The following is a 25,970-nucleotide window of genomic DNA, read 5'->3' as shown; positions in this document are numbered from 1 at the left end:
TGTCCATTCACCCTTTCCGTATGCTGTTCCCGGGCATACGAAAAGGCCGCGCCCCGCAGGAGCTGCGGGGCGCGGCACGGGATGGGGGTGGTCAGGCGTACTGGGCGACCAGGCTGCGGGGGCGGATGTCGGTCCAGTTGGCGGTGATGAACTCCAGCGCCTCGGAGCGGTCCCCAACCCCCCAGACGCTGGTCCAGCCGGCCGGGATGTCGGCGAAGTCCGGCCACAGGGCGTGCTGTCCCTCGTCGTTCACCACGACGTGGAAAGTGCCCTCGGAGTTGTCGAAAGGGTTCACGGTGTCGCTCATGAATAACTCCTCGTTTCGTTGACCCGCAGGTTCTTGTCCTGCAGAGCGGAGAGTTTCTCCGCGATGACTCTTCCGATGTGCCGAAAAGGTTCTTCCTCGGTCATCCGTAGATGACTCGATTCCACGGTGTGGTTCTCGACCATTCCTTCCAGGAACGGTTTCCAGGTGGCGGCCAGCGCGCCTTCCGGTTCGCCCGGTCTGCGGGCCGTGAAGAAGACCGCGCCGGTGTCGGCGACACCGGGCGTGTGCCGGGACATGAGGGCCGCGTGGGTCTCGGAGGCGCGCAGTACGGCCCGGATCTCCTCGGTGCTGAAGCCGCCGAGCACGGGGTCCTCGCGGCGCACGCGCTCCACCGCCGCCGGCAGGTCGTCCTCGTGGAGCGCCGCGGAGGCCGCCGCCCGTTCCTCGGGCGGCAGGACCGACACGCTGCCGGGGCCGGTCTGGTGCACGTCCATCAGCGCCAGCAGCTCGACCCGCTGACCGGCCTCGCGGAGCCGTACGGCCATGGCGTGGGCGACGATGCCGCCGAAGGACCAGCCGAGCAGCCGGTAGGGGCCCCAGGGCTGGACCTGCCGGACGCGCTCCAGGTAGTCGTCCGCCATCTCCTCGACGGTGCGCGGGCGGTGGCCGGGCTCACTGAGCGCGCGGGCCTGGAGCGCGTAGAGCGGCTGGTCCTCACCGAGGTGGCGGGCGAGACCGGCGTAGGACCAGCCGACCCCGGTGCCGGGGTGCACACAGAACAGCGGGCGCCGGGAGCCGCGGGCGCTCAGCGGGAGCAGGACGCCCATGGCACCGGCCGTGCCGTCGTGGTCGTGCGAACCGAGCAGCCCGGCCGGGGTGGGCGAGCGGAACAGGTCACGGACGGACCGGTCGACGCCCAGCACCGACCGCACCCGGCTCACCAGGCGCACCCCGAGCAGCGAATGCCCGCCCAGCGCGAAGAAGTTGTCGTCCAGACCGACCCTCGGCTCGCCCAGGGTCTCCGCGAACAGGGCGCACAGCACCTCCTCCCGGGCGTTGCGCGGCGCCCGGTGCGACGCGGCCGGCCGGTCCGGCGCCGGCAGCGCCCGGCGGTCCGGCTTGCCGTTCGCGGTCAGCGGCAGGGCGTCCAGGACGACGACCGCCGACGGCACCAGGTGCCCGGGCAGCGCGGCCCGGGCCAGGGTGAGGATTTCCGCCTCGGTGACCGTGCTCCCGGCGCGCGGCACCACGTACCCGACGAGGCTCCGCTCGCCCGGCCGGTCCTCGCGGACCACGGTGAGCGCCTGGCCGACCGAGGGGTGGGCGGCGAGCGCGTGCTCCACCTCCCCGGGCTCGATCCGCACACCGCGCAGCTTGATCTGACCGTCCGCGCGGCCCAGGAACCGCAGTTCGCCGTCCGGTGTCCACACCACGCGGTCGCCGGTGCGGTACATGCGGCTGCCGTCGGCCTCGAACGGGTCGGGCACGAACCGCTCGGCGGTCAGGTCCGGGCGGCCGACGTAGCCGCGCGCCACGTGCGAGCCCGCGATGTACAGCTCGCCGGGCACCCCCGGCGCGACCGGCCGCAGCGCCTCGTCCAGGACGTGGCTGCGGGTGTTGTCCATCGGCCGGCCCAGGTGCAGCCCCGCGCCGCCCAGGGCGCCCCGGCCGCCGGTGAGCCACTGGTTGTGCGAGGCGAAGGTCGTCTCGGTGGGGCCGTACGAGTGGACCAGGACGGTGTCCGGGCAGTGCGTGAGGACCCTCTGGGCGGCGGCCGGGGAGGCGACGTCGCCGCCCGTCCACACCTCGCGCAGCAGCCGGAGCGTGTCCAGCGCCTCGTCGGCCATCACATGGAACAGGCCCACCGTGAAGTAGGCGGCGGTGACCCCGTGCTCCCGGACCGTGCGGTCGGTCTCGGCGAGGTCGGTGCCGTCGCCCCGCATGATCACCAGGCTGCCGCCGTTCAGGAGCGGCACCCAGATCTCGAAGACGGACGCGTCGAACCCGGTCGCCGAGTGGACCAGCATCCGCCGGGGAGCGCCGGCCGCGGTGTCCCGGTCGGCGGCGAGTTCGGTCACGTTGCGGTGGGTGACGCCGACGCCCTTGGGGCGGCCGGTCGACCCGGACGTGAACATCACGTACATCAGGTCGTCCCCGCCGACCGCCACGTCCTCGTGCTCCGCCGCCCCGGCCTCCGGAGCGGGCGCGTCCACCAGGAACACCGGCGGATTCCCGGCCGACGCCACCGCCTGCGCGTGCCCGGCGGCCGTGGCGACGAGGCGGACCCGCGCGTCCTGGGCCATCAGCCGCAGCCGGGCCCCGGGCAGCCCCGGGTCCAGCGGAAGGTAGGCGGCGCCGCACTTGAGGACGGCGAGCGCCGTCACCACCAGCCCCACCCCGCGCTCCAGCAGCACCCCGACGGTGTCGCCCCCGCGCACCCCGGCCGCCCGCAGCCGAGCTGCCAACGCACGGGCGCGGTCGTCGAGTTCGCCGTAGCCGACGGTCTCCGCGTCGGTGATCAGGGCGGGCAGCTCCGGGGTGAGCGCGGCCCGGCGGGCGATCACCTCGTGGACGGCGGCCCGGTCGCGCGTCACGGTGGCCGTGTCGTTGTACTCCGCGACCAACCGGAACCGTTCGGCGTCCGTGAGCAGGTCCACGGCACCGATCCGCACCCCCGGGTCGGCGGCGGCGGCGCGCAGCAACCGCTCGACGTGCGCCGCGAGCAGGGCGGCCGTCGCGGTGTCGAACAGGTCGGTGGCGTACTCCAGACCGCCCGTCAGGCCGGCCGGGCGCCCCTCGTCGTCCAGCCGCTCCGACAGGGCGAGGGTGAGGTCGAACTTGGTGGACAGGGCCTCCAGCGGGGCCGGTTCCGCCCGCAGCACCGGTCCGTCGCCGGCGGGTGCGCTGTAGTCGTGGTGGAGCTGTACGACGACCTGGGCCAGCGGGTGGTGGGAGGTGGAACGGGCCGGGTTGAGGTGTTCGACGATCCGGTCGAAGGGCAGACCCTGGTGCGCATAGGCGGCGAGGTCAATGTCGCGTACCCGCTCCAGCAACTCGGTGAACGCCGGGTCGCCGGAGGTGTCGGTGCGCAGGACGAGCGTGTTGACGAAGAAGCCGACCAGATCGCTCAGGGCCTCGTCGTCGCGGCCCGCCGTCATGGTCGCCAGCGGCAGATCGGTGCCGGCACCGTGGCGGGTGAGGACGGCGGCCAGGGCGGCCTGGAGGACCATGAACAGCGTGGCGCCGCTGCGCCGGGCCAGCTCCTCCAGCGCCCGGTGGGTGGCGGCGTCCACGGTGAGCGGCGCGTGGCCGCCCCGGTGGGTGGCCTCGGCCGGACGCGGCCGGGCGGCGGGCAGTTCGAGGACGGGCGGGGCGCCGGAGAGGGCCCGCTCCCAGAAGGCGAGGTGGTCCTGCGCCGCCGGTGCCTCCAGCAGTTCCTGCTGCCAGAGGGTGTAGTCGGCGTACTGGACGGGAAGCGGCTGCCACCCCGGTACGCGGCCCTCGGCGCGGGCGGCGTAGGCGGTGGCCAGGTCGGCCAGCAGCGGACCGGTGGACCAGCCGTCGGCGGCGATGTGGTGGACGAGCAGGACCAGGATCTGGCCGCCGCCGTCGCCGTCCGGGGTGAGCAGGGCCGCCCGCAGCGGGATCTCCTCGGCCAGGTCGAAGACATGGCCGGCGGCCGACGCCACCTCCGCCCGGAACCGCTCGGCCGGCACGGTGCGGACGTCGAGCACGGGCCGCGCGGCGGCAAGGATCTCCTGGTGCGGTTCCCCGTCGACCGACCGGTAGCGGGTACGCAGCACCTCGTGGCGCTCCGCCAGGTCGGCCAGGGCGCGGGCCAGGACATCGGCGTCCAGGGGTGCGGCGGGGCGCAGCACCAGCGGGATGTTGTAGGAGGCACTGGGCCCTTCGAGCGCGTCGATGAACCAGAGCCGGCGCTGCGCGCAGGAGAGCGGCAGCCGCTCCGGCCGGTCGGCGCGGGCGGTGAGCGACGGCGGCGCCCCGGGGTCCGCGCCCTCGGCGGCCCGTGCGTCCGCGATGCGGCGGGCGAGGGCGGCCGGGGTCGGGGCCAGCAGCAGATCGCGGACGTGGACGTCGGCGCCCAGGCGGGCCCGTATCCGGTTGGCGAGGCGCACCCCGCTCATCGAGTGGCCGCCGATCGCGAAGAACCCCTCGTGCGGGCCGACCTGGTCGATGCCCAGGATCTCCGCGAACATCTCCCGCAACGTGTCGACGTGCTCCGCGTCCGTTCCGTCGCCGGTCTGCGCGGCCGCTTCGGCGTCGGCGGCCTGCCGGGCGGCGAGGGCCGCGGTGCGCGCGCGGCGCTCGTCCAGCGACCGGCGGTCGTCGGCGCCGAGCAGCGCCGTGTCGGTGACGGGTGCGTCGGGCCGGTCGGCGGCCGTACGCAGGGCCTGTTCCAGGGCGCCCAGGAGAAGGCGGGCGGTCTCCTCGTCGAGGACGTCGCGGGCGTACTCCAGGCCGAGTTCGAGGCCGGCGGGCGTGCCGTCGGCCCCGCGGTGCTCCACGCACGCGGCCGTGAGGTCGAACTTGGTGGTCGCGGGGCCGTCCGCCCTGAACCGGCCGGTCAGACCGCCGAAGGCGAAGGGGGCGTCGGCCGGGGCGGCGGTGCGCAGGGTGAGCATCGTCTGGAAGAGCGGGTGCACGCCGGGCGTGCGCGGCGGGTTCAGGTGCTCCACCAGGAGGTCGAAGGGGAGGCCCTGGTGGGCGTAGGCGGCGAGGTCGGTGTCGCGCACCCGGTCCAGCAGCTCGGTGAAGGCCGGGGTGCCGGAGGTGTCGGTCGGCAGGACCAGGGTGTTGACGAAGAAGCCGACGAGGGCGCCGAGCGCTTCGTCGTCCCGGCCCGCGACCGGGGTGCCGAGGGCCACCCGCTCCCCGCAGCCGGCCGCGCGCAGGGCCAGGGAGAGGGCCGCTTGGAGGACCATCAGCATGCTCGCGCCGTGGGCGTCGGCGAGCCGGGCGATGCGGGTGTGGGCCGCCGGTTCGAGGTGCGCGGTGACCAGGCCGCCGCGGTGGTCCGGCACGGCGGGGCGGGGGCGGTCCAGCGGCAGGTCGGTGACGGCGGGCAGCCCGGCGAGCGCGTCGCGCCAGTGGGCGAGGCCGCGCGAGACGGCCGCATCCGGGTCGTCGGCCGCACCGAGGACGTCGTTCTGCCAGAGGGTGTAGTCGGCGTACTGGACGGGAAGCGGCTCCTGCTCGGGCGTACGGCCATCGGCGCGGGCCGCGTAGGCGGCGGCCAGGTCGTTCATCAGCGGGGCCAGGGACCAGCCGTCGCCCGCGACATGGTGGAGCAGCACGGCCAGCACCGCCGCCGGGCCGTCACCGGCCCCGCCCTCCGGTACGAACAGCGCCACGCGCAAAGGCAGTTCCCGGGACAGGTCGAAGGTCTCGGACGTGAACTCCGCGACCTTGGCGTGCAGTTCGGCGGCCGGGCACGCGACGGTCCGGGCGCGCACCACGGACGGTGCCAGGACGTGCTGGTAGGGCTCCTCCTCCGGGGCGAGGAAGACCGTACGCAGCACCTCGTGCCGCTCCACCAGGTCGGTGACGGCGGCGGCGAGCGCCGCCCGGTCCGGCACACCGTCGAGCTCCAGCACGATCGGCATGTTGTAGGCACAGGACGGGCCGTCGAGCTGGTCGAGCAGCCACAGTCGCCGCTGCGCGTGGGAGAGCGGCACCCGGTCCTCGGCGGGCAGCGGTTCTTCGTGGACGACCGGCAGACGCGGATCGGTGGTCCGCAGCGCCTTGCGGTTGATCTTGCCGGAGCTGGTACGGGGCAGGGCGGCGACGATGCCGACGGCGGCCGGCACGGCGGCGGCGGGCATGCGCTCGCGCACCAGGCCGCGCAGCTCCTCGGCGCCCACACCGCCCTCGGTGACGACGAACGCGACGAGCCGCTTGACGCCGTCGGGGTCCTGCTGGGCGACGACGGCGGCCTCGCGGACCTTGAGGTGGCCCGACAGGACGGAGTCGACGGCGGCCGGGTCGATGCGCTGCCCGCCGATCTTCACCTCGTCGTCCAGGCGGCCGTGGTACAGGATCTGGCGGTCCTCACCGATCGTGACCAGGTCGCCGGTGCGGTAGGCGCGCTCGCCGCCGAGCTCCGTGAAGCGCCGGGCGTTCAGCTCCGGGTTGTCCAGATAGCCCCGGGACAGGCCGCCGCCGAGCAGCCACAGCTCACCGGAGACGACGGCGGCGCGGACGCCGGGCAGCGGCCGGCCGATGGGGACGGGACCTTCACCGTGCCGGGTGAGGTCGGCGACCGTGGCGACCACCGTGGTCTCGGTCGGCCCGTACGCGTTGAGCAGCCGCACCCGCTCCCCGGTCAGCCCCCGCCACTGGGCGACCCGCTCGGGCAGCGCGGCCTCGCCGTAGATGATCACCGTGTCCAGGCAGTCGGGCAGGCGGACCGAGCCGGTGGTGAGGACGTGGACCAGCTCGTGCCAGTAGGCGGCCGGCAGGTCGAGCAGGGTGATGCCGTGGCGTGCGCAGCCGGCGAGCAGATCACGTACGTCCAGCATGTCGTCCGTCCGCAGGACCAGGGTGCCGCCCGCGCCGAGGGTGGCGAACACCTCCTGCACGCTGGCGTCGAAGTGGAGCGGGGAGAACTGCAGGACCCGCGAGGCGGGGCCGATGCCGTACGCGGGGGTGGCGCCCGCGACGAAGTGCGCGAGCGAATCGTGGGCGACGACCACGCCGTTGGGGGTGCCGGTCGACCCGGACGTGTAGATCACGTAGGCGGCGCCGGCCGGTGCGCCGGGACCGGGCAGGACCAGCTCGCCGCTGCGGGCCACCTCGGCCGGGGTGGGCGCCAGGTCGCCGCAACCCGCCTTGAGGATGGCCTCGTTCCGGGCGTCGGGGGCCTGGACGTCGAGCGGAAGGTAGGCGGCACCCGTGGCGAGGACGGCGAGGAGGCCGACGACCGCGTCGATCCCGCGCGGCCGGTGCAGCGCCACCAGGCGGCCGGGCGCGGCGCCCTCGGCGGCCAGCGCGCGGGCCCGCTCCCGCACGGCGTCGGCGAGCCGGCCGTAGGTCAGGCGGATGTCGTCGTGGACCAGGGCCACCGCGTCGGGCCGGGTCCGCGCCTGGTGGGCGATGAGGTCGAGCACCGGAGGGGCGGGCGAGGGAGAGGGACCGCCGTCCAGCAGGTCTTCCGTTCCGATGGGGGGCATCCTGGGCTTTCCTTCTGTCGAGGCGAGAGACCGGGGCGAACGGTTCCTCTCGCCTCCGTGCCTTCACGCTAGGGGCCCGGGACGTCCCCCCACGGCAGTCGGCCCGGCAGCTCCGAGCGGCAGAAAGCGGGGGCGCGCAGCTGCCGCTCCCCGCCCCCGCCCACCCCGTCAGCCCCGGCGGGCGCCCGCCCGGGTGCGGCGGCGCAGAGCCGGTGCGGCCGCGCGGCGGTCCGCCGGGGCCGGTCCGGCGTCCTCCGGCTCGATCCCGTCGGCGACGGCCCCGGCGAGGCGCTGCGAGAGGGTGGCCGCCGTCGGGTTGCGGAACACGTCGCGCAGGGTGAGGTCCTGGCCGAACTCGCTGCGGATGCGGTTCAGCAGACGCACCGCCAGCAGCGAGTGGCCCCCGGACTTGAAGAAGTTGTCGTCCGCCCCGATGTCCCGGCCGCCCAGCACATCGCGGAACAGGCCCAGCAGCCGCGCATCGGTACCCGTACCCGGCACGGGCGTGTGCTCCTCCTCCGGAAGGACGGCCGGGTCCTCGCCGGGCGCGGGCAGCCAGGCCGTCCGCACCACCCGGGCCGGCGCCAGGTACTCGGGCAGCCGCTCGGCAGCCCAGGCGCGCAGCGCGCTCTCGGCGGGCGGCGTGCCCGGGGCGCAGGTGACGAGCGCGAGGAGCCGCCCGTCGCGGACGAGGACGCGCACACCGGTCACCGCCGGATGCCGGGTCAGGACGCCCTCCACCTGGCCGGGCTCGACCGGGTAGCCGCCCACGGTGTGCACGGCCACGGGCCGCAGCACACCGTCCGCGCCCCGGTAGGCGCGCCGCCCGGTGGCCCGCAGCCCGCCGCCGGGGGCCGGCTCGTGCACCTCGCCCGGTACGCGGACGGGAGCACGGCGCCCCCGCGCGTCGAGGACGACCTCCCTGCCGCCGTCCCCGGGCGCGGACGGCCCGTACGGCAGGGCGGAGAGCGGGGCTGCCGGGTCGGCGGCGAACGCGTCGAGGGTTTCGGCGAGGCGCCGGGTCAGCAGGCGGGCGGTGTCCGCGTCGTACAGCGCGGTGGCGTACTCCAGGACACCCCGCAGGCCGGTCGGCTTCCCGTCCGGGCCGACCGTCTCGGTGAGCGCGAAGGTGAGATCGGACTTGGCGCCGGCGCCCCGGAACGCGAGCGGTTCGCCGTCCAGCGCCGACGGGGCGGCGGAGGCATCGCCCGCGCCTGCCGCGTGCACCTGGAGCATCACCTGCACGAGCGGCGCGTGCGCGGTCGAGCGGTGCGGGCTCAGATGCTCGACCAGCCGGTCGAACGGCAGGTCCTGGTGGCTGTAGGCGGCCAGTCCCGTGTCGCGGACCCGGCGCACCAGCTCGGTGAAGGCGGGATCGCCGGAGGTGTCGGTGCGCAGCACCAGCGTGTTGACGAAGAACCCGACGAGCGGGTGCAGCGCCTCGTCGGCCCGGCCGGCGACCGTGGTGCCGATCGCCAGGTCCTCGCCCGCCCCGTGCCGGGTGAGGAGGGCGGCGAGCGCGGCCTGCACCACCATGAACAGGGTGACGCCGCTGCCCCGCGCACACCGCAGCAGCGCCCGGTGGGTCGCGGCGCTCACCTCGAACGGGGCGAGCGCGCCCCCGCCGTCCGGTTCGGGCCCGCGGGGCCGGTCGGTGGGCAGTGCGAGCAGCGGAGGCATCCCGTCGAGCGCGGTGCGCCAGTACGCGAGCTGCTCGGCGGCGACGCCGTGCTCACCGTCCAGCAGCTCGTGCTGCCAGAGCGTGTAGTCGGCGTACTGGACGGGAAGCGGCTGCCACCCCGGTACGCGCCCCTCGGCGCGGGCCGCGTAGGCGGCGGCGAGATCGGCGAGGAGGCAGCCGGTGGACCAGCCGTCACCGGCGATGTGGTGCACCAGCAGGACCATCACCTGGTCCCCGCCGGAGTCCTCCAGGAGCCAGGCCCGGAAGGGGATCTCGGCGGCGAGGTCGAAGACATGACCGGCCGCGGCGTCCACGGCGGCGCGCAGCTCGTCCGGCCCGTCCGTCCGCACCACGTCGAGCACCGGCTCGGCGTGCTCCAGCACCTCCTGGTACGGCTCGCCGCCCGCCGACCTGTGCACCGTACGCAGCACCTCGTGCCGGCGTACGACGTCGGCGAGGGCGGCGGCGAAGGCGGCCCGGCCGACCGGGCGGCGCAGCCGGGTCACCACCGGGATGTTGTAGGTGGCGCTGGGGCCCTCCAGCTGGCCGACGAACCACAGCCGTTGCTGCGCGGCGGACAGCGGAAGACGCGCCGGCCGCAGGGCGGCGGGCACCGGCCGCAGAGGCGGACGTACGCGCCCGTCGCCCTGCTCGTCCAGCCGGCGCAGCAGCCGGGCCGGGGTGGGCGCCAGGAAGACGTCGCGGATGGCGGCCTGGACGCCCAGCGCCTTGCGGATGCGGTTGGTGAGCTTCCCGGCGAGCAGGGAGTGCCCGCCCAGCTTGAAGAAGCTGTCGCCCGGCCCCACCTCGTCGCGGCCCAGCACCTCCGCGAACAGGCCGCGAAGGATCTCCTCGCGGGGGTCGGCCGCGGAGCGGGTGGGCGGGGTGTCGCCGTCGCGCGGCTCGCCGGGGGTGGCGGCGTTCCGCTGCTCGGCCCGGGTCAGGGCCTCGTGACGGCGGTCGATCGCCTCGCGCTCCGACGCGGAGAGCAGGCCGGTCCGGCTCAGCGGTGTGCCGGCCGGCTGCTCGGCGTAGGCGGTCAGCGCACGTCGGAACAGGGCGAGGAGCAGGTGCGCGGTCTCCTCGTCGTAGCGGTCGGTCGCGTACTGGAGGCCGAGCAGTACCCCGTCGGGTTCGCCGTCGGGGCGGTACGTCTCGGCACAGTTGAAGCTGAGGTCGAACTTGGCGGTGGCCAGGTCCGCGGCGTCGAGGGTGCCGGACACGGCGCCGAGACGGCAGGTGGTGTCCTGCGCGGTCTGCGTGGTCAGCATCACCTGGAAGAAGGGGTGCAGGCCGAGCGACCGTTCCGGGTCGAGGTCCTCGACCAGCAGGTCGAACGGCAGGTCCTCGTGGGCCATGGCGGCCAGGTCCCCTTCGCGGACCTGGTCGAGCAGCGTGCCGAGGTCCGGGTCGGCGGACAGATCGGCGCGCAACGGGAGGGAGTTGACGAAGAATCCGACGAGGTCGTGCAGATCCTCCTCGGGCCGGCCCGCGACCGGCGTCCCCACCACCACGTCCGCCTGCGCCCCGGCCGCCCGCAGGGCGACGCACAGGGCGGCCCGGGCGGTCATGAAGAACGTCGCGCGGTGGGCGCGTGCGGTGCCGGCGAGCGCCTTGTGGGCGGCGGCACCGAGGCGGGCGGTGACCAGGGCCCCCCGGTGGCTGGGCTCGGCGGGTCGCGGGCGGTCGGCGGGCAGCCGGGTCGCGGCCGGTACGCCGTCCAGCGCCGCCCGCCAGTGGGCGAGCTGCTCATGGGCCGTGCTGTCGGGATCGCCGGGGTCTCCGAGCATGTCCCGCTGCCACAGGGCGTAGTCCGCGTACTGGACGGGCAGTGGATCCCATCCGGGGGCGCGGCCCTCGCACCGGGCCCGGTAGGCCCGGTCGAGGTCGGTGAGCAGGCAGCCGACGGACCAGCCGTCGGTGGCGATGTGGTGCACGAGCAGGACCAGGACCGCGGTCCCGTCGTGCACGGTGAACAACCTGGCCCGCAGCGGCAGGTCGCGGGTGACGTCGAAGGGGAGGCGCACGAAGGCGGTGACCCGCGCGTCCACCTCGTCGCCGGGGGCGCACTCCTCGGTCTCCAGCCGCACGTCGGGATCGCCGACGATGTGCTGGTACGGCTCCCCGTCCTCGGCCCGGTAGACCGTGCGGAGCACCTCGTGGCGATCCACCACGTCACGCACCGCCGCCTCCAGGGCCCGCCGGTCGGGCGTCGCCTCCAGCCGCATCACGACGGGCGCGTTGTAGGCGGCCGAGGCGCCTTCGAGGCGGTTCAGGAACCACAGCCGGTGCTGCGCGTACGAGAGGGGGATCACGGTTGCTGCTCCTCGGGGAAGACGGGGGCGGGCGGGAGAACGGGCCGGTGAGGGGGCGGAGCCGGGGGAGCGGGCCGGTGACGGGGCCGAGCCGGGGCTCAGCCATCCTTGGCGGCCAGCAACTCCTCGATGTGGGCGGCGAGGTCGCGCAGCCTCGGGTGGGCGTAGACCGCCTTCACCGGCAGCGCCAGGGAGAGTTCGGCGCGCACGCGGGAGACCAGCTTGATGGCGAGCAGCGAGTGGCCGCCGAGCTTGAAGAAGTTGTCGTCGGGGCCGATCGACGCCGCGCCGAGCACCTGCGCCCAGACCCGGGCGATCAGCTCCTCGGCCCGCCCCTCGACGCCGTCGCCCCGCGGGGATGTCCCGGCGGGTTCGGCCGCCTCGATCCGGGCCGGCAGCGCGGCGCGGTCCAGCTTCCCGCTGGGGGTGGTCGCGAACCGGTCCACGGCGACGAACGCGGACGGCGCCATGTAGGCCGGCAGTGCGGCCGCCACGGCCGTACGCAGCGCCTCGGCGTCCCCGCCCCGGTGATAGGCGATCAGGCACGGGCTGCCCCCGGCGTCCTCGCCCAGGACCACGGCCGCTTCGGCGGCGCCACCGGCCCGGGTGAGGGCGGCCTCGATCTCCTGCACCTCGATGCGGTGTCCGCGCAGCTTCACCTGGCCGTCGAGCCGGCCCAGGTGGACGAGCCGGCCGTCCGGCAGCAGCCGGCAGCGGTCACCGGTGCGGTACATCCGCTCGCCCGGCGCACCGAACGGGTCCGCGACGAAACGCTGCGCGGTCAGGCCGGGGCTGCGACGGTAGCCGCGGGCGACCCGGGGCCCGGCCAGATACAGCTCGCCCGCCTCGCCCGGGGAGACCGGCACCAGGTGCTCGTCCAGCAGCCGCATCCGCAGCCCCGGCAGCACGGCACCGATGTGCGGCTCGCCCGGCTCCTCGATCCAGCCGGCGGTGGCGTCGACGGTGCATTCGGTGGGCCCGTACACGTTCACGGCGCGCAGCAGACCGGAGCGGTGCGCGGCGGCCAGCCGGTCCCACAGCGCCGGCCCGATCGCCTCGCCGCCGACGAGCAGGGTCAGCGGGCGGGGACCGCCGTCCGGGGTGAGCAGGTCGAGGAGCGGTTCGGCGTGCGACGGGGTGATGTCGAGATCGGTGAGGCCCCGCGCGTCGATGAAGGCGGCCAGCAGGGCGGGGTCCCGGCGGGTCTCCTCGTCGATCATCACCAGCGTGTCGCCGCGCGACAGCCGCACCCACTGCTGGACCGACGCGTCGAACGACGGCGAGGCGTTCCAGCCGACCCGCCGGCCGTCCCCGCCCGCCGCCCCCGCGCCCTCCAGCTCGCGCAGCAGCAGCGAGGCGGCGCCGCGCCCGATCTCCACGCCCTTGGGCCGGCCCGTGGAGCCGGAGGTGTAGATGACGTAGGCGAGCGTGTCCGGACCGACCGGCACCGGCGCGTACGCGGTGGCCGCCCCGCCCCGGGAGGCCATCAGCTCTTCCGCCGTGACCGCGCGGGGGCCGGGGAGCGCCGGGCCGGTGCCGTCGCTGACCACGAGGTCGGCGCCCGAGTCCTCGATGAGCAGGCGGCGCCGCTCCTCGGGCAGCGCCGGGTCGACCGGCAGGTAGGCGGCGCCCGCCGTGAGCGTGCCGATGATCGCGGTGACCAGACCGGCGCCGCGCGGCAGGCACAGGGCGACGACGCTCTCCGGCCCGGCACCGAGCCCGGCCAGCCCGGCCGCGAACGCCGAGGCCCGCTGCCGGAGTTGGCCGAAGCTCAGTTCCAGGTCGCCGGCGACGACGGCGGTGCGGTCACCGGGTACGGCGGCGAGCCGGGCCAGCAGGTCGGCCGCGCCGGTCCCGGCCGAGGCGCACGCGGCGCAGGGGCAGCCGGCCGGGTGGGCGTTCACGGCCTGCGGGGCGGGGGCTGCGACGCGCTCGGGGAGTACGGCGGTCATGGCGGGGCTCACTTTCCGTACAGGGTGGTGGAGGGGGCGGAGGCCGGGGAGCAGTCCGAAAGCGGCACCGGCTCGCCCATGGCGACGAGGATCTTCCGGTCGCCGGTGAACGCCTCGCGGCCGTGTGCGCAGAGGATGTTGTCGACCAGCATCAGGTCACCGGCCTGCCAGCTCTCCCGTACGGTCACCGCCTGGTACACCTCGTTGACGGCGTCCACCTCGGCGTCGGTGAGGGCGCTGCCGTCCCCCAGGTAGGTGTTGAACGGCAGCCCGTCCGCACCGAAGGTGTCGACCAGCACCTCGCGGACGTCCTCGTCGAGGGTGCGGGCGTTCCAGAAGGCGAAGTGGTTGAACCAGACCCGCTCACCGGTCACCGGGTGCGTGATGATCGCCGAACGGCGCTGCCGGGTACGCAGCGTGTCCTCGTCCAGCCACTCGTAGCCGATGGCGTGGGCGTCGCAGTACTCCTCGGCGCCCTCCGGCCGGTCCGAGGAGAACGCCTTGCGCCACGGCATGCCCGCCAGGTCGGAGTAGTTGCGCACCAGCAGCCAGCCCGCCTCCGCGAACCGCGCGGTCAGCTCCGGTGGCAGCTTGGCCAGGGCCGCGCGCATGTCGCCGACGGTCGTGGCGCCCCCCGTCTCGGGGGCGGTCACGCAGCCGAAGAGCAGAACGCCGGGGAAGTCCAGCGTGTAGCTGTTCTCGTTGTGCAGCCGGATCGGCTGGACGGCCGGCAGGTCGGTGGAGGAGAACACCCCCTCCCCGAAGTCGGTGCGCGGGGTCGCCTTCTCCTTGTAGCCGGCCCGCTCCGCGATGAGCGCGTCACGCGCCGATGCGAACGCCGCCGCGTCCGCCACCGGCAGGCCGCGCAGCATGACCGCACCGGACCGGTGCAGTTCCGCCTGGATCGCGGGCCGCTGGGCGGTCAGCCAGGCGGCGGCCTCCGCCATGGTGGCGAACTCCGGCGTGTGGACGATCGCCGGCTTGCCGGGCTCCCGGACGGGGGCGATACCGGTGGTGGCGGGCGGCTGGGCGAGAGCGGTCACGATGGGTTCCTCGTTCCTTGAGTGAAGATCGGCGGGCGTGGTTACGCGGAGGCAGGGGCGGCGGACTCGCGAAGGGCGTCGAGAACCGGGTTCAGACGGGCGAAGAAGCCCGGCAGGTCCTGCTGGAAGTAGAAGTGGTCGCCGGGCAGCACCTGCGGCACCACCTCGTCGCCGGTCACCTGCGACCAGCCGGCGAGCATGTCCGCCGGGACGATCGTGTCGGCGGCCCCGCCGAACACGGTGACCGGGCAGTCCAGCCGGGCGTCCGGCGCGGTGCACCGGTAGGCGTCGTCGATCGCGAAGTCCGCCCGGATGGACGGCAGCACGATCTCCCGCAGCTCCGGGTCGTCCAGGATGCCGTCGTCCGTGCCGCCGCGCTCCTTGATGGCGGCGACCAACTGGTCGTCGTCCAGCCGCTCCGGGTGCACCGGGCACTGGTTGGGCAGCACCGGCGCTCGGCACGCGGAGGCGATCAGCCCGCGCGGCGTACGGCCGGCGGCCCGCAGCGCACGGGCCACCTCGAAGGCGACCAGGGACCCCATGCTGTGCCCGAACACCACCAGCTCACCGGTGTCGGCCGGCAGCGACTCCACCACGGGCTGCGCCAGGTCGTCCACGGATTCGGGCAGGTCCTCGCAGTAGCGGGCGCCGCGCCCCGGGTACTGGCCGATCAGCAGCCGCACATCGGCCGGCAGGTGCTGGCGCCAGCCGCCGTAGGCGTGGGCGTTGCCCCCGGCGTGCGGCAGCACCAGCAGCGACAGGCGGTGCGGGGCGTCACCGGGAAGGTCCCAGACGACGTCTTCGGGGGCGGGGGCCGCAGAGGTGGTCATGAGCTGATCCGTTCTGTCTCGGTACGACGGCGGAGGGCGGGCCGGGCCTTCTTCTTGGCGGCCGGTGCGGACTTCAGCGCGGTGATGTGCTCGGCGAGCCGGGCGGGCGTCGGGTGCTCGAAGACGTCCCGGACGGTGAGCCGGACGTCGAGGGCGACGGCGATGTGGTTGGTGAGGCGGGCGCCCAGGAGCGAGTGGCCGCCGTGGTGGAAGAAGTCGTCATCGATGCTCAGCGCCTCACCCGCACCCAGCGTGCGGGTGAAGAGGCCGACCAGCGTCTCTTCGAGCGAGGTACGCGGCGCCCGGCCTCCGGCGGAGACGACGGCGGCCGGCTCGGGCAGGGCGCGCTTGTCGATCTTCCCGTTCGGGGTGAGGGGGAGCCGGTCGAGCGGCGTGAGATAGGTGGGGACGAGGTGTTCGGGCAGCCGTGCGGTGAGGTGGCGGCGGACATCCTCCATGGCCAATGTGTCGGTACTGGCGACCACGTGGGCGGAGAGCTGGTCACGGTGGGTGGTGACGACGGCCTGGGTGATGTGGGGGTGGGTGAGGAGGGCGGTCTCGACCTCGTTGGGTTCGATGCGGAAGCCGCGGATTTTGAGTTGGGTGTCGGCGCGGCCGTCGTAGTGGAGGTGGCCGTGTTGGTCGAAGTGGGCGAGGTCGCCGGTGTGGTAGAGGCGGGTGCCGGGGGGTCCGTAGGGGTTGGGGATGAAGTGGGTGGCGGTGAGGTCGGGTCGGTTGAGGTAGCCGTGTGCGAGGCCGTGGCCGGTGAGGTAGAGGTGGCCGGTGGTGCCGGGTGGGGTGGGTTGGAGGGTGGTGTCGAGGATGTAGGCGGCTTTGTTGGTGAGGGGTGATCCGATGGGGATGGTGGTGTGGGGTTGGGGGGTGGGGGTGATGGTGTGGGTGGTGGTGAAGCCCATGGATTCGGCGGGGCCGTAGCCGTTGATGACGGTGGTGTGGGGTGAGGTTTGGTGGAGTTGGTGGATGTGGGTGGGGGAGGCGGTTTCGCCGCCGGTGTAGGCGGTGGTGACGGTGGTGAAGGCGTCGGGGTGTTCGTCGGTGAGGTAGTTGAAGAGGCTGGCTGAGAGTTGGAGCATGGTGACGCGGTGCTGTTGGGAGAGTTCGGTGATGAGTGCGGGTTCGGGTTTCTGTCCGGGCTGGAGGACGGTGGTGGCGCCGTGGAGGAGGGCGCCCCAGAATTCGAGGCTGAAGGCGTCCCAGGAGACGGGTGAGCACTGGAGGAAGGTCTCGCCGGGTCCGAACTGTCCGTAGGTCTGTGCGGTGACGGTGGAGACGAGGTTGCGGTGCGAGGACAGGATGCCCTTCGGCCGCCCGGTGGAGCCCGAGGTGAACATCACGCACGCCACATCGTTGCCCTCGATCGGCAGGCCGAGGTTGTCCGGCGCGTAGGCGGAAACCTCGTCCGGGCCCTCGACGCACGTGGACCAGGCGCCTTCGAGGCGGTCGGCGAGTCCCGGGCGGGTGACGAGGTGGCTGATCCCGGCCTCGCCGGCCGCGGAGTGGAGCCGTTCGTCGGGGAAGTCGGGGTCCAGGAGTACGTGCGCGGCGCCGGTCTTGAGGACGGCGATCAGCGCGGCGGCAAAGCTGACATCGCGCTCGAGCAGGATCCCCGCGAGGTCGCCCCGCCCCAGCCCCCGCGCCCGAAGGTGCCGGGCCCAGCGGTTGGCGGTCGCGTTCAGCTCCGCGTACGTGTACCGGCGCTCCCCGTCGATCAGCGCGACGGCCTCCGGCGAGCGGGCGACCTGCTCCTCGAACCGCTCGACCAGCGAGGCATCGCCGATGTCGGCCACGGACCCGGCCCACGGTCCGAGCAGCAGTTCCCGCTCGGTGTCCGACAGCACGTCCAGCTCCCCGAGGCGCAGCTCGGGATCGGCCAGGGCCTGGCGCAGTACCTTGCCGAGCACGGCGACCATCCGCTGGACGGTGGAGCGGTCGAACAGGTCCTCCGCGAAGAGGACCGTTCCGCGCAGGCCCTGGCCGTCGTCCGAGCGGAGCAGGAACTCCAGGTCGAACTTGGCCGCACCACTCGTGACTTCGGGGATTCCGGTGGCCCGGGCATCGCCCAGGTTCAGCACCGGTGTCTCTCCTGCGTCCAGGGTGAGGCAGATCTGGAAGAGGGGGTGGCGGGAGAGGGTGCGGGTGGGGTTGAGGGTGTCGAGGACGAGGTCGAAGGGTGCGTCCTGGTGGGCGAAGGCGTCGAGGTCGGTGGTGCGGACGTGTTCGAGGAGTTCGCGGAAGGTGGGGTTGCCGTCGGTGTGGGTGCGCAGGACGAGGGTGTTGACGAAGAAGCCGACGAGGTCGCGGAGTGCTTCGTCGGTGCGGCCGGCGACGGGGGAGCCGATGGCCAGGTCGGTACCGGCACCGAGCCTGGTGAGGGCGGCGGCGAGTGCCGCGTGCACGACCATGAACGGGGTGCACCCCTCGGCACGGGCCAGCGCGCTGACCTGCTCGAAGAGGCCCTGCCCCAGCTCGACGCCGATCTGCCCACCGCGATGCGAGGCGCGTGCGGGGCGGGGGCGGTCGAGGTTCAGCGCGTGTTCCTCGGGCAGCCTCTCCAGGGTCTTGTGCCAGAAGGCCAGCTCCTGTGCCAGCACACTGTCCGCGTCATCGGCCGCCCCCAGCACCCGCTGCTGCCATACCGCGTAGTCCGCGTACTGCACCGGCAGCGGCTCCAGCACCTGGCCTTCAGCGCCCGCGATGCGTGCCTCGTAGGCCCGTGAGAGGTCGTCGAAGAACACGCCGGTTGACCGGCCGTCCGTCGCGATGTGGTGCAGCAGGAGGAAGAACACCCATGAGCCGTCGCTGACCTCGAACAGCGATGCCCTGAGCGGGCGTTCGCTCCCGAGGTCGAAGACGTGACGGGCTGCCCCGGTCATGGCCTCGTCCAGCGCGTCGGCGGTCACCATGCGGCGCTCGATGGCCACACGGGCTCGTGCTGCCGGGAGGACGTGCTGGCGCGGTTCGCCGTCGACCGTCGCGAACACGGTCCGCAGGGGAGCGTGCCGCTCGACCACGTCGTTGAGCGCGGTCTCCAGGGCATCGACGTCCAGCGGGCCCGCCAGGCGTACGGCCATCGGGACGTTGTAGGCGGCGCTCCCGCCGTCCAGTTCGGCCAGCAGCCACAGTCGGCGCTGAGCGAAGGAGACGGGAGCGTTGTCTTCACCGGTCCATGCACCTGCGACGAGGGGCGGGAGCGCGGGCCGGCCCTTGAGGGTGCTGATGTGCTGGGCGAGGCGTGCGGGGGTGGGGTGCTGGAACACATCCCGGATGGTGAGCCGCAGCCCCAGGACATCGGCGATGTGGTTGGTGAGGCGGGCCGCAAGGAGCGAGTGACCGCCGTGGGCGAAGAAGCTGTCGTCCACGCCCACCGGGTCCGAGGTGCCCAGCACCCGGCCGAAGAGGGCGACCGTGACCTCTTCGAGCGGGGTCTGCGGCGCACGCGCCGCGCTCACCGCTGCGGCCGGCTCGGGGAGAGCCCGCTTGTCGATCTTTCCGTTCGGCGTGAGGGGCAGCCGGTCGAGCGGGGTGAGGTGGGCGGGGACCATGTGGTCGGGGAGCCGGTCGGTGAGGTGGCGGCGGATGTCTTCCACGGTGACCGTGCCGGTGTCGATGACGACGTAGGCGGACAGCTCGTCGTGGTGTGTGGTGATGGTGGCCTGGGTGATGTGGGGGTGGGTGAGGAGGGCGGTCTCGACCTCGTTGGGTTCGATGCGGAAGCCGCGGATTTTGAGTTGGGTGTCGGCGCGGCCGTCGTAGTGGAGGTGGCCGTGTTGGTCGAAGTGGGCGAGGTCGCCGGTGTGGTAGAGGCGGGTGCCGGGGGGTCCGTAGGGGTTGGGGATGAAGTGGGTGGCGGTGAGGTCGGGTCGGTTGAGGTAGCCGTGTGCGAGGCCGTGGCCGGTGAGGTAGAGGTGGCCGGTGGTGCCGGGTGGGGTGGGTTGGAGGGTGGTGTCGAGGATGTAGGCGGCTTTGTTGGTGAGGGGTGATCCGATGGGGATGGTGGTGTGGGGTTGGGGGGTGGGGGTGATGGTGTGGGTGGTGGTGAAGCCCATGGATTCGGCGGGGCCGTAGCCGTTGATGACGGTGGTGTGGGGTGAGGTTTGGTGGAGTTGGTGGATGTGGGTGGGGGAGGCGGTTTCGCCGCCGGTGTAGGCGGTGGTGACGGTGGTGAAGGCGTCGGGGTGTTCGTCGGTGAGGTAGTTGAAGAGGCTGGCTGAGAGTTGGAGCATGGTGACGCGGTGCTGTTGGGAGAGTTCGGTGATGAGTGCGGGTTCGGGTTTCTGTCCGGGCTGGAGGACGGTGGTGGCGCCGTGGAGGAGGGCGCCCCAGAATTCGAGGCTGAAGGCGTCCCAGGAGACGGGTGAGCACTGGAGGAAGGTCTCGCCGGGTCCGAACTGTCCGTAGGTCTGTGCGGTGACGGTGGAGACGAGGTTGCGGTGCGAGGACAGGATGCCCTTCGGCCGCCCGGTGGAGCCCGAGGTGAACATCACGCACGCCACATCGTCACCCACCAGCGGCAGGCCGAGGTTGCTGTCTGCGTCCGACTCGTCGGCCGGGGCCCCCGAGGAGCAGGACACCACGGTCCAGGGGCCCTCCAAGCGCTGCCCGAGGGCGTCGTCGGTGAGGAGCAGCGCGATCCCCGCATCGTCGGCGGCGCCACGCAGACGCTCGTCCGGGAAGTCCGGGTCGAGCAGCGTGTAGCCGGCACCGGCCTTGACCACCGCGATCACTGCGGCGGCGAACGAGGCGTTACGTTCCAGGAGGACGCCCGCGAGGTCGCCCCGGCGCAGTCCGCGTGAACGAAGCAGCCTGGCCCAGCGGTTGGCGGTCGCGTTCAGCTCCGCGTACGTGTACCGGCGCTCTCCGTCGATCAGCGCGACGGCCTCCGGCGAGCGGGCGACCTGCTCCTCGAACCGCTCCACCAGTGAGACATCGTCCCGCTCGACCACCGTTCCGGCCCATGCCCCGAGCAGCAGTTCCCGCTCGTCCGCCGACAGCACCTCCAGCTCGGCGACCCTGCGATCGGCCGGCTCCCCCTGCTCATCGGCCGGAGCGAGGGCGGCCGTGAGGAAGGCGGCGAAGCGGTCCTGGTGGGCGGCGATGGCGTCGGCGTCGACCCCCTCGACCGGGGTGTCGAAGTCGATCCGCAGGCCGTCCGCCGCGCCCAGGTCGTACACCGCGACGCTGAGGTCGTCCACCGGGCCGTTGCTCACGTTGTGGTTGATCGTGGGGTTGCCGCACACCGTCATGCCCGCGTTGAAGCCCATGATGTTGAGCACCGGCCCGGTCAGCCTGCGGGCGCCGGTGAGGGCGCCGGCGTCGCGCCGCAGGTCCTCGTAGCGCGTCAGCTGATGGCGCAGGCCGTGCTTGACCTCGGCGGACACCGCACGCACCAGCGTGTGAAGGGTCTCCCCGGCGCCCACCCGCAGCCGCAGCGGTACGACGTTCGACGTCATGCCGGGCGTGCTGCGGGCGGCCTTCGTGGTCCGGCCCGTCACCGGCAGCGCGAGCATCAGCTCGTCCTGAGCGGTGACGCGGTGCAGGTACACCGTGAACAGGGCGACCACCAGCACCGGCCAGGAAACCCGCTCCGCACGCGCGACGGCACGCAGCCGGTCCGCGTCCGCCGCAGGCACCAGGATTGTGCGCCGGGAGAAGGGCAGCGCGCCCCGGGACGGGACCGCCCGGCCGTTGCCCCGCACCAGGCTGTGCGGTGTCTCCGGCGCACCGGCCAAGTGCGCGCGCCAGGCGGTCCGTTCGGCGGCGGCCCCCTCCGAGCTGCGCCAGGCGGCGTCCTCGGCGTGCAGGTCGGCCAGCCGGCCGAACGGCGCATCGCCCCACGACTCGCCGGCGACCGCCGTCTCGTACAGCTCGACCAGCCGCTTCAGCAGCATCGACACGCTCACGCCGTCGACCAGCAGGTGGTGGAAACCGTAGAAGTAGAAGTACCGGTCATCGGCCAGCTTGATCAGCGCGCAGCGGACCGGGGACTCGCGGGTCAGATCGAAGGCGGTGCCGACCGCCTCGTCCACCAGGGCCCAGGCCGCGCGCTCCGGGTCGTCCTCGGCGCTCACATCGGTGAACGGGAGTTGACGGGCGCCCGGTTCGGCGTCGATCAGCTGCCACACGGTCTCGCCGTCGTCCTCGAAGCAGCGGGTGCGCATGACGTCCGCTTCCTCGACGAGGCGGCGCCAGGCGGCCGCCATCAGTTCCGGGTCGACCGGGCCGAGGATGTCCCGGCACTCGGCGACGTTGTACTTCAGGCCGGTGGGGTCCAGGGTGTGGGCCGTCCAGATGTCGCGCTGGGCCTCCGAGAGCGGCAACCGGAAGGCGGCCGGAGCGGGTGCGACGGTCGCGTCGGACGGCATGGGGTCTCCTGTGTGGGTCGCGGCGGGATGGGCGGGTCCTGGAAGCGCGGAGCCGAAAGGTGCGGGCGGTGCGGGCCGGGCGGGAGGGCCGGACCGGCCGGCCCCACCCGGTCGTCCGTGCCGGGCCGGCAGTGCCATACAACCGCCGGAGCGGGGTGCCGAGCGGCAGTTGTTCCGGCGGTAGGGCCAGCAGTTCGGCGGGGCTGCGGCAGTCAGACGGCAGCCGCGGCACCGGCCGACGCGCGCACCACGCACAGGACGCGGAACCCCGAGCGCCCACCGTCCGCACTGGACCGGACCACCCCGCTGACCAGCAGCTCGCGGATCAGCCGGCCGCACTCCGGCAGCGTGCGCCCGGTGAGCCGGACGACGTCCTGGAGCAGGAACTCCCCGTCGCCTGCGCGGCACAGGTCGCCGACGAGCGTCCGGTACGCGGCGGGCAGAGCGGCGAGGGTGCGGCGGACCCGGTCCTGGAGGCGGGAGCCGTCCTGGCCCCCGGCGAGGTGGTCGAGCAGCGGGGCCGGGTCGGAGTCGACGATGTTGCGCAGGGTGGACAGGTCGCAGACGGTGAGCCAGGAGGCGGCGGCACCGAGCGCCGCCGGGTGGCCGTCGAGGCGGTGGCAGATCCAGGCGACATCGGCGAGCGCCTGCTCGTCGGGCACGATGTCGGGGCGGACGCGGCGGAGCTGGCTGAGGAAGAACCGGACGGCGGCCGCGTCCGTGGACCCGGCGGCCGGTGCGGGCGCCTCCAACGGCGAGAGGAGGAAGAGGCGTTCACCGGGGACGTTCCACGGCCGCTCCCCGGTGACCAGCAGGCGCAGGCCCGGGAACGCGCGCAGCAGACGGCTCAGCCGGCCGAAGTCGAGCCCGCCGGTGTCCACGCCGTCGAGGACGAGCACGGTGCCGCCTGCGCCGATGACCCCCGGGACATCCGCCAGTTCGGGCAGCAGGTCTCCGTCCTCCCCTTCGCCGCGCAGGAAGCGGGCGCAGCCGTCGGCCAGCCGGGGCAGCGGGTCCTCGTCGGCCCGCAGGCAGTCGGCGGTTGCCCCGTCCCCGGAGTGCCACAGCACGGGCAGCCCGGCCTCGTGCAGGCGGGCGGCCGCCTCCAGGGCGAGCCGGGTCTTGCCGACGCCACTCAGCCCGACGACGGTGATCAGCCGCTCGGCGCCCGAACCCAGCTCCTCCACGACCACACCGGTCTCCGCCTCCCGGCCGACCAGCGGGTACAGCGGCACGGGCGGCGCCGCCAGCTCCACGGACAGGCGCCGGACGTCACCGCCCGCCCTCGGCCCGCGTCTGGCGGCCTCCTCAAGCGCCGTACGCGACCGGGGGCCGAGTCTCAGCGCGTCGGCGATCAGCCGCACCGTGTCCGTTCTCGGCCGCTGGGCCTTCCCCTTCTCCAGGTCCCGGATGGCACGCACGCTGATCGTGGAGAGGTCCGCCAGCTCCCGTTGGGTCAGGCCGATGCGGAGGCGGTGGCCGCGTATCAGGGAGCCGAGCGGGGCGGCGGCGGTCGCCGGGGTGTCCTGCGGGGGGTGGCTGAACGTCATGAAAGGCTCCTGCTCGTCGGGGAGAGGCGCCCCGGGTGCGGATTCCGGCCGGGGTGCTGGGGAGGGACGGCTTCTGTGCCTTGCTTCTGGCCGAAATCCTCCCCACGCGCCCTATCCGGGGAGCATCGCGGGACCAACGCCGTCCGGGGCCGGCCGGCCCGTCCCGCGATAGCGACAGGAGACGGCGGACGTCCCGGCCGGACGGGCGGGCGCCGCGGGTGATAGAGGCGCGGATCCGTGATAGCGGCGGGATAGGACCGGGACCGGTGCGGTGAATCCGGCCATTCCTAACGTGGTGTCCACAAGGAAGCGGAACACCGACGAGGGGACAGTCCGATGACGAAGAACACCACCGCCCGCAACGCCCTCCGCGCCGCCTTCGCCACCGCCGCCGTCGTGATCGTCACCGGCATCGGCGTCCAGGTGGGCTGGGCCGACGACGCGTCGGACACCGGCACCCAGCCGACCACGACCTCCAGCACCCCCACCCCCGGCGCCACCGGCCCCACCGAGAACAACCCCTGGGACTGAATCACCTCTTGGGACTGACCGCCCGGGCAGCACCCGCCCCTGGGATACGGCACCGGAACACACCCCGCCCCCGGGCCACCGCCCCGGAACACACCCCACGCCCGCTGATCTCAGCAGCTCCCACGCCCGCTGATCTCAGCAGCCCCCACGCCCGCTGACCTCAGCCGCCACCGAGCCGGCTGAACCCAGCCGCTGCTGCCCGCCCGCTCACCTCAGCCGGTGCCGAGCAGCCGCCGCGTCTCCGCCAGTTCACGCTTCATGCCCCGGCTCCTGAACACTTCCAGCGCGGGGCCCAGCAGGTCCCGGGAACGCCCCGGCTCGTCCTCCAGCAGTCGGGCCAAGTCCAGGCGGGCCAGAGCGCCGCCGCCGAAATCCATGATCTGCTCCCGGGCCGCGACGGCCCGGTCGAAGAAATACCTGGCCCGGTCGGGCCGCCCCATCAGCGCGAACGCATGGCCCAGGTCGCGCAGCAGATGCCCCTCACCGATCACATCGCCGGAGTCCCGGCACAGCTCCAGGACCTCCGTGAACGTCAGCACCGCGAGATCGAGCTCTCCCCGTTCCAGCAGCAGCTGCCCCACCCTGCGCAGGGTCCGCGCCCGGCCTCCCAGGTAGCCGACCCCGTCGTATATCTCCAGCGCCTCGTCCAACTGGAGCTGCGCCGCGTCCGTCTCGCCCCGGCGCATCCGTATGTGGGCGCTCTGCGTCAGCACGATCGCCCGGCCCACCACGTCTCCGGCCCGGTCGAAGTCCGCCAGGGACCGTTCGTACAGGTCGAGGGCGGTGTAGTCCTCACCGTTCGTCCGCGCGATGAGCGCCATGTCGCGGCGGCACAGCGCCTCGCCCTGCGGCTCGTCCAGTGCCTGGAAGACGTCGAGCGCCGAACTCAGCGCCTGGCGCGCCATGTCGAACTCGTTGCGGCTCATGTACAACGAGCCGAGCGAGGCGCGGACGGCGGCGGTCCCCCGCAGATTTCCGGCCTTGCGCACGGCGGCCAGCGCCCGTACGTGGGTCTGCTCCCACAGGTCGTAATGGCCCCGCACCTCGAACAGGGTGACCAGGGTCGTCGCCAGGTTCCAGCTGACGTCGTGCAGGCCCTCGTCGGCGGCGTGCTCCACCATCCCGCACAGCGCTGCCTGCTCCGCGTCGAACCAGGCCAGCGGATCGGCGAGCAGCTCCTCGGTGCAGGACGGGGGCGGCGCCCAGCGCGGTGCATCGCCGTGCAGCACGGTGAAGTCGCCGCCGTAGACCTTGCGATGGGCCTCCTGCGCGAGGTACATCCAGCCGCCCGCCATGCGCGTGAGCGCGGCCCGCCGTTCCTCCGGAGCGTCGTGGGCGGCCAGTTGCTCGCGGGCGTAGACCCGGATGATCTCGTGGAACTGGTACCGGTAGCCGCCGTTGCGCTCCACCCCGACGACATCCAGCATCTGCATGTCGACCAGCGGTTCCATCAGGTCGGACGGTACGGGGCGGTCGTCGTCCAGCAGGGCGCCGGCCAGCCAGCCGGGCAGCGTCGTCGTCCGGGACATGCTCAGCATCCGCAGCAGCCCGCGGTCCTCCGGCGCCAGACCGTTGTACGTGAGCGACAGGCTGGCCCGCATCGTCATCTCGCCGTGCGCCAACTCGTCCAGCCGGTGCCGCTCGTTGGCCAGCCTGTGCACCATCGAGGCGAGCGTCCAGTGGGGGCGTGCGGCGAGCCGGGCGGCCACGATGCGCAGGGCCAGCGGCAAGCGTCCGACCGTACGGACCAGCGCCTCGGCGGACGCGGCCTCGCCCTCGACCCGCTCCGGCCCGATGATCCTGGACAGCAGCTTCAGTGCCCGCTCCTCGTCCAGGACGTCCAGTTCGACGCGGTGCGCGCCCGGCAGCGCGGTCAGCCTGGCCCGGCTGGTGACCAGGACGGCGCAGTCGGGGCTGCCGGGGAGCAGCGGCTGCACCTGGCTCTCGGTGGCGGCGTCGTCCAGGACGACCAGGAGGCGGCGCGAGGCGAGGCGGGTCCGGTACATCTCCGCCCGCTCGTCCAGCGAGTCCGGGATCAGCTGGCCCGGGATGCCGAGGGCCCGCAGGAAGCGGCCCAGCACCTCCAGGGTGGTGGCCGGGGTGCCGGTGCCGCGCAGGTCGCAGTAGAGCTGGCCGTCGGGGAACCCCGTCTCGGCGAGGCGGTGCGCGAGGTTCACGGCGAGCGTGGACTTGCCGGTGCCGGGCTTGCCGGTGATCACGGCGAGCC

10 protein-coding genes are annotated in these 25,970 nt (G+C 73.8%); 1 reads left to right on the top strand and 9 read right to left on the bottom strand.

From position 1 onward, the window contains the following. Positions 1-91 precede the first annotated feature (91 nt). The 8 genes from E6R18_RS29650 to E6R18_RS29615 all read right to left on the bottom strand — a co-directional run bounded on the left by E6R18_RS29650 (position 92) and on the right by E6R18_RS29615 (position 23,212). Positions 92-307, bottom strand: a complete 216-nt coding sequence (locus E6R18_RS29650; RefSeq protein ID WP_136319966.1) for an MbtH family protein — start codon at positions 305-307, stop codon at positions 92-94. Continuing rightward, the gene (locus tag E6R18_RS29645) at positions 304-7,458 is read right to left on the bottom strand and encodes a non-ribosomal peptide synthetase (RefSeq protein WP_136319965.1); all 7,155 of its coding nucleotides are present in this window, start codon (positions 7,456-7,458) and stop codon (positions 304-306) included. The genes E6R18_RS29650 and E6R18_RS29645 overlap by 4 nt, the downstream gene beginning before the upstream one ends. A 168-nt stretch (positions 7,459-7,626) precedes the next feature. Then, positions 7,627-11,454 carry a condensation domain-containing protein gene (locus E6R18_RS29640; RefSeq protein ID WP_136319964.1) on the bottom strand — a complete coding sequence of 1,276 codons (3,828 nt, stop codon included), beginning with the start codon at positions 11,452-11,454 and terminating at the stop codon, positions 7,627-7,629. Between the two features lie 98 nt (positions 11,455-11,552). Then, complete coding sequence (locus tag E6R18_RS29635; protein ID WP_136319963.1) at positions 11,553-13,406, bottom strand: non-ribosomal peptide synthetase; 1,854 nt, start codon at positions 13,404-13,406, stop codon at positions 11,553-11,555. 8 nt (positions 13,407-13,414) lie between these two features. After that, entirely contained in the window at positions 13,415-14,449 is a 1,035-nt protein-coding gene (locus tag E6R18_RS29630; protein WP_136319962.1) for a TauD/TfdA family dioxygenase, read from the bottom strand. A 41-nt stretch (positions 14,450-14,490) separates the two neighbouring features. Then, a complete protein-coding gene (locus tag E6R18_RS29625; RefSeq protein WP_136319961.1) occupies positions 14,491-15,279 on the bottom strand; it encodes an alpha/beta fold hydrolase in 789 nt (262 codons plus the stop codon). Continuing rightward, on the bottom strand, positions 15,276-21,662 hold the full coding sequence (locus E6R18_RS29620) for a non-ribosomal peptide synthetase (RefSeq protein WP_136319960.1): 6,387 nt from the start codon (positions 21,660-21,662) through the stop codon (positions 15,276-15,278). Before E6R18_RS29620 ends, E6R18_RS29625 begins: the two co-directional genes overlap by 4 nt. 212 nt (positions 21,663-21,874) lie before the next feature. Next, on the bottom strand, positions 21,875-23,212 hold the full coding sequence (locus tag E6R18_RS29615; RefSeq protein WP_136319959.1) for a helix-turn-helix domain-containing protein: 1,338 nt from the start codon (positions 23,210-23,212) through the stop codon (positions 21,875-21,877). A 336-nt stretch (positions 23,213-23,548) separates the two neighbouring features. Between E6R18_RS29615 and E6R18_RS29610 the strand changes: the two genes are divergently transcribed. Next, a complete protein-coding gene (locus E6R18_RS29610; protein WP_136319958.1) occupies positions 23,549-23,743 on the top strand; it encodes a hypothetical protein in 195 nt (64 codons plus the stop codon). Between the two features lie 212 nt (positions 23,744-23,955). Here E6R18_RS29610 and E6R18_RS29605 read toward each other — a convergent pair. Then, positions 23,956-25,970: tetratricopeptide repeat protein (locus E6R18_RS29605; protein WP_136319957.1), on the bottom strand; the 2,015-nt coding region annotated here is incomplete at its 5' end.

It is taken from the genome of Streptomyces sp. A1277, from assembly GCF_004795015.1.
Lineage (GTDB): Bacteria > Actinomycetota > Actinomycetes > Streptomycetales > Streptomycetaceae > Streptomyces.
The sequence above is the reverse complement of the archived record's forward strand: the minus strand, read 5'-3'. Positions and strand labels throughout refer to the sequence as shown.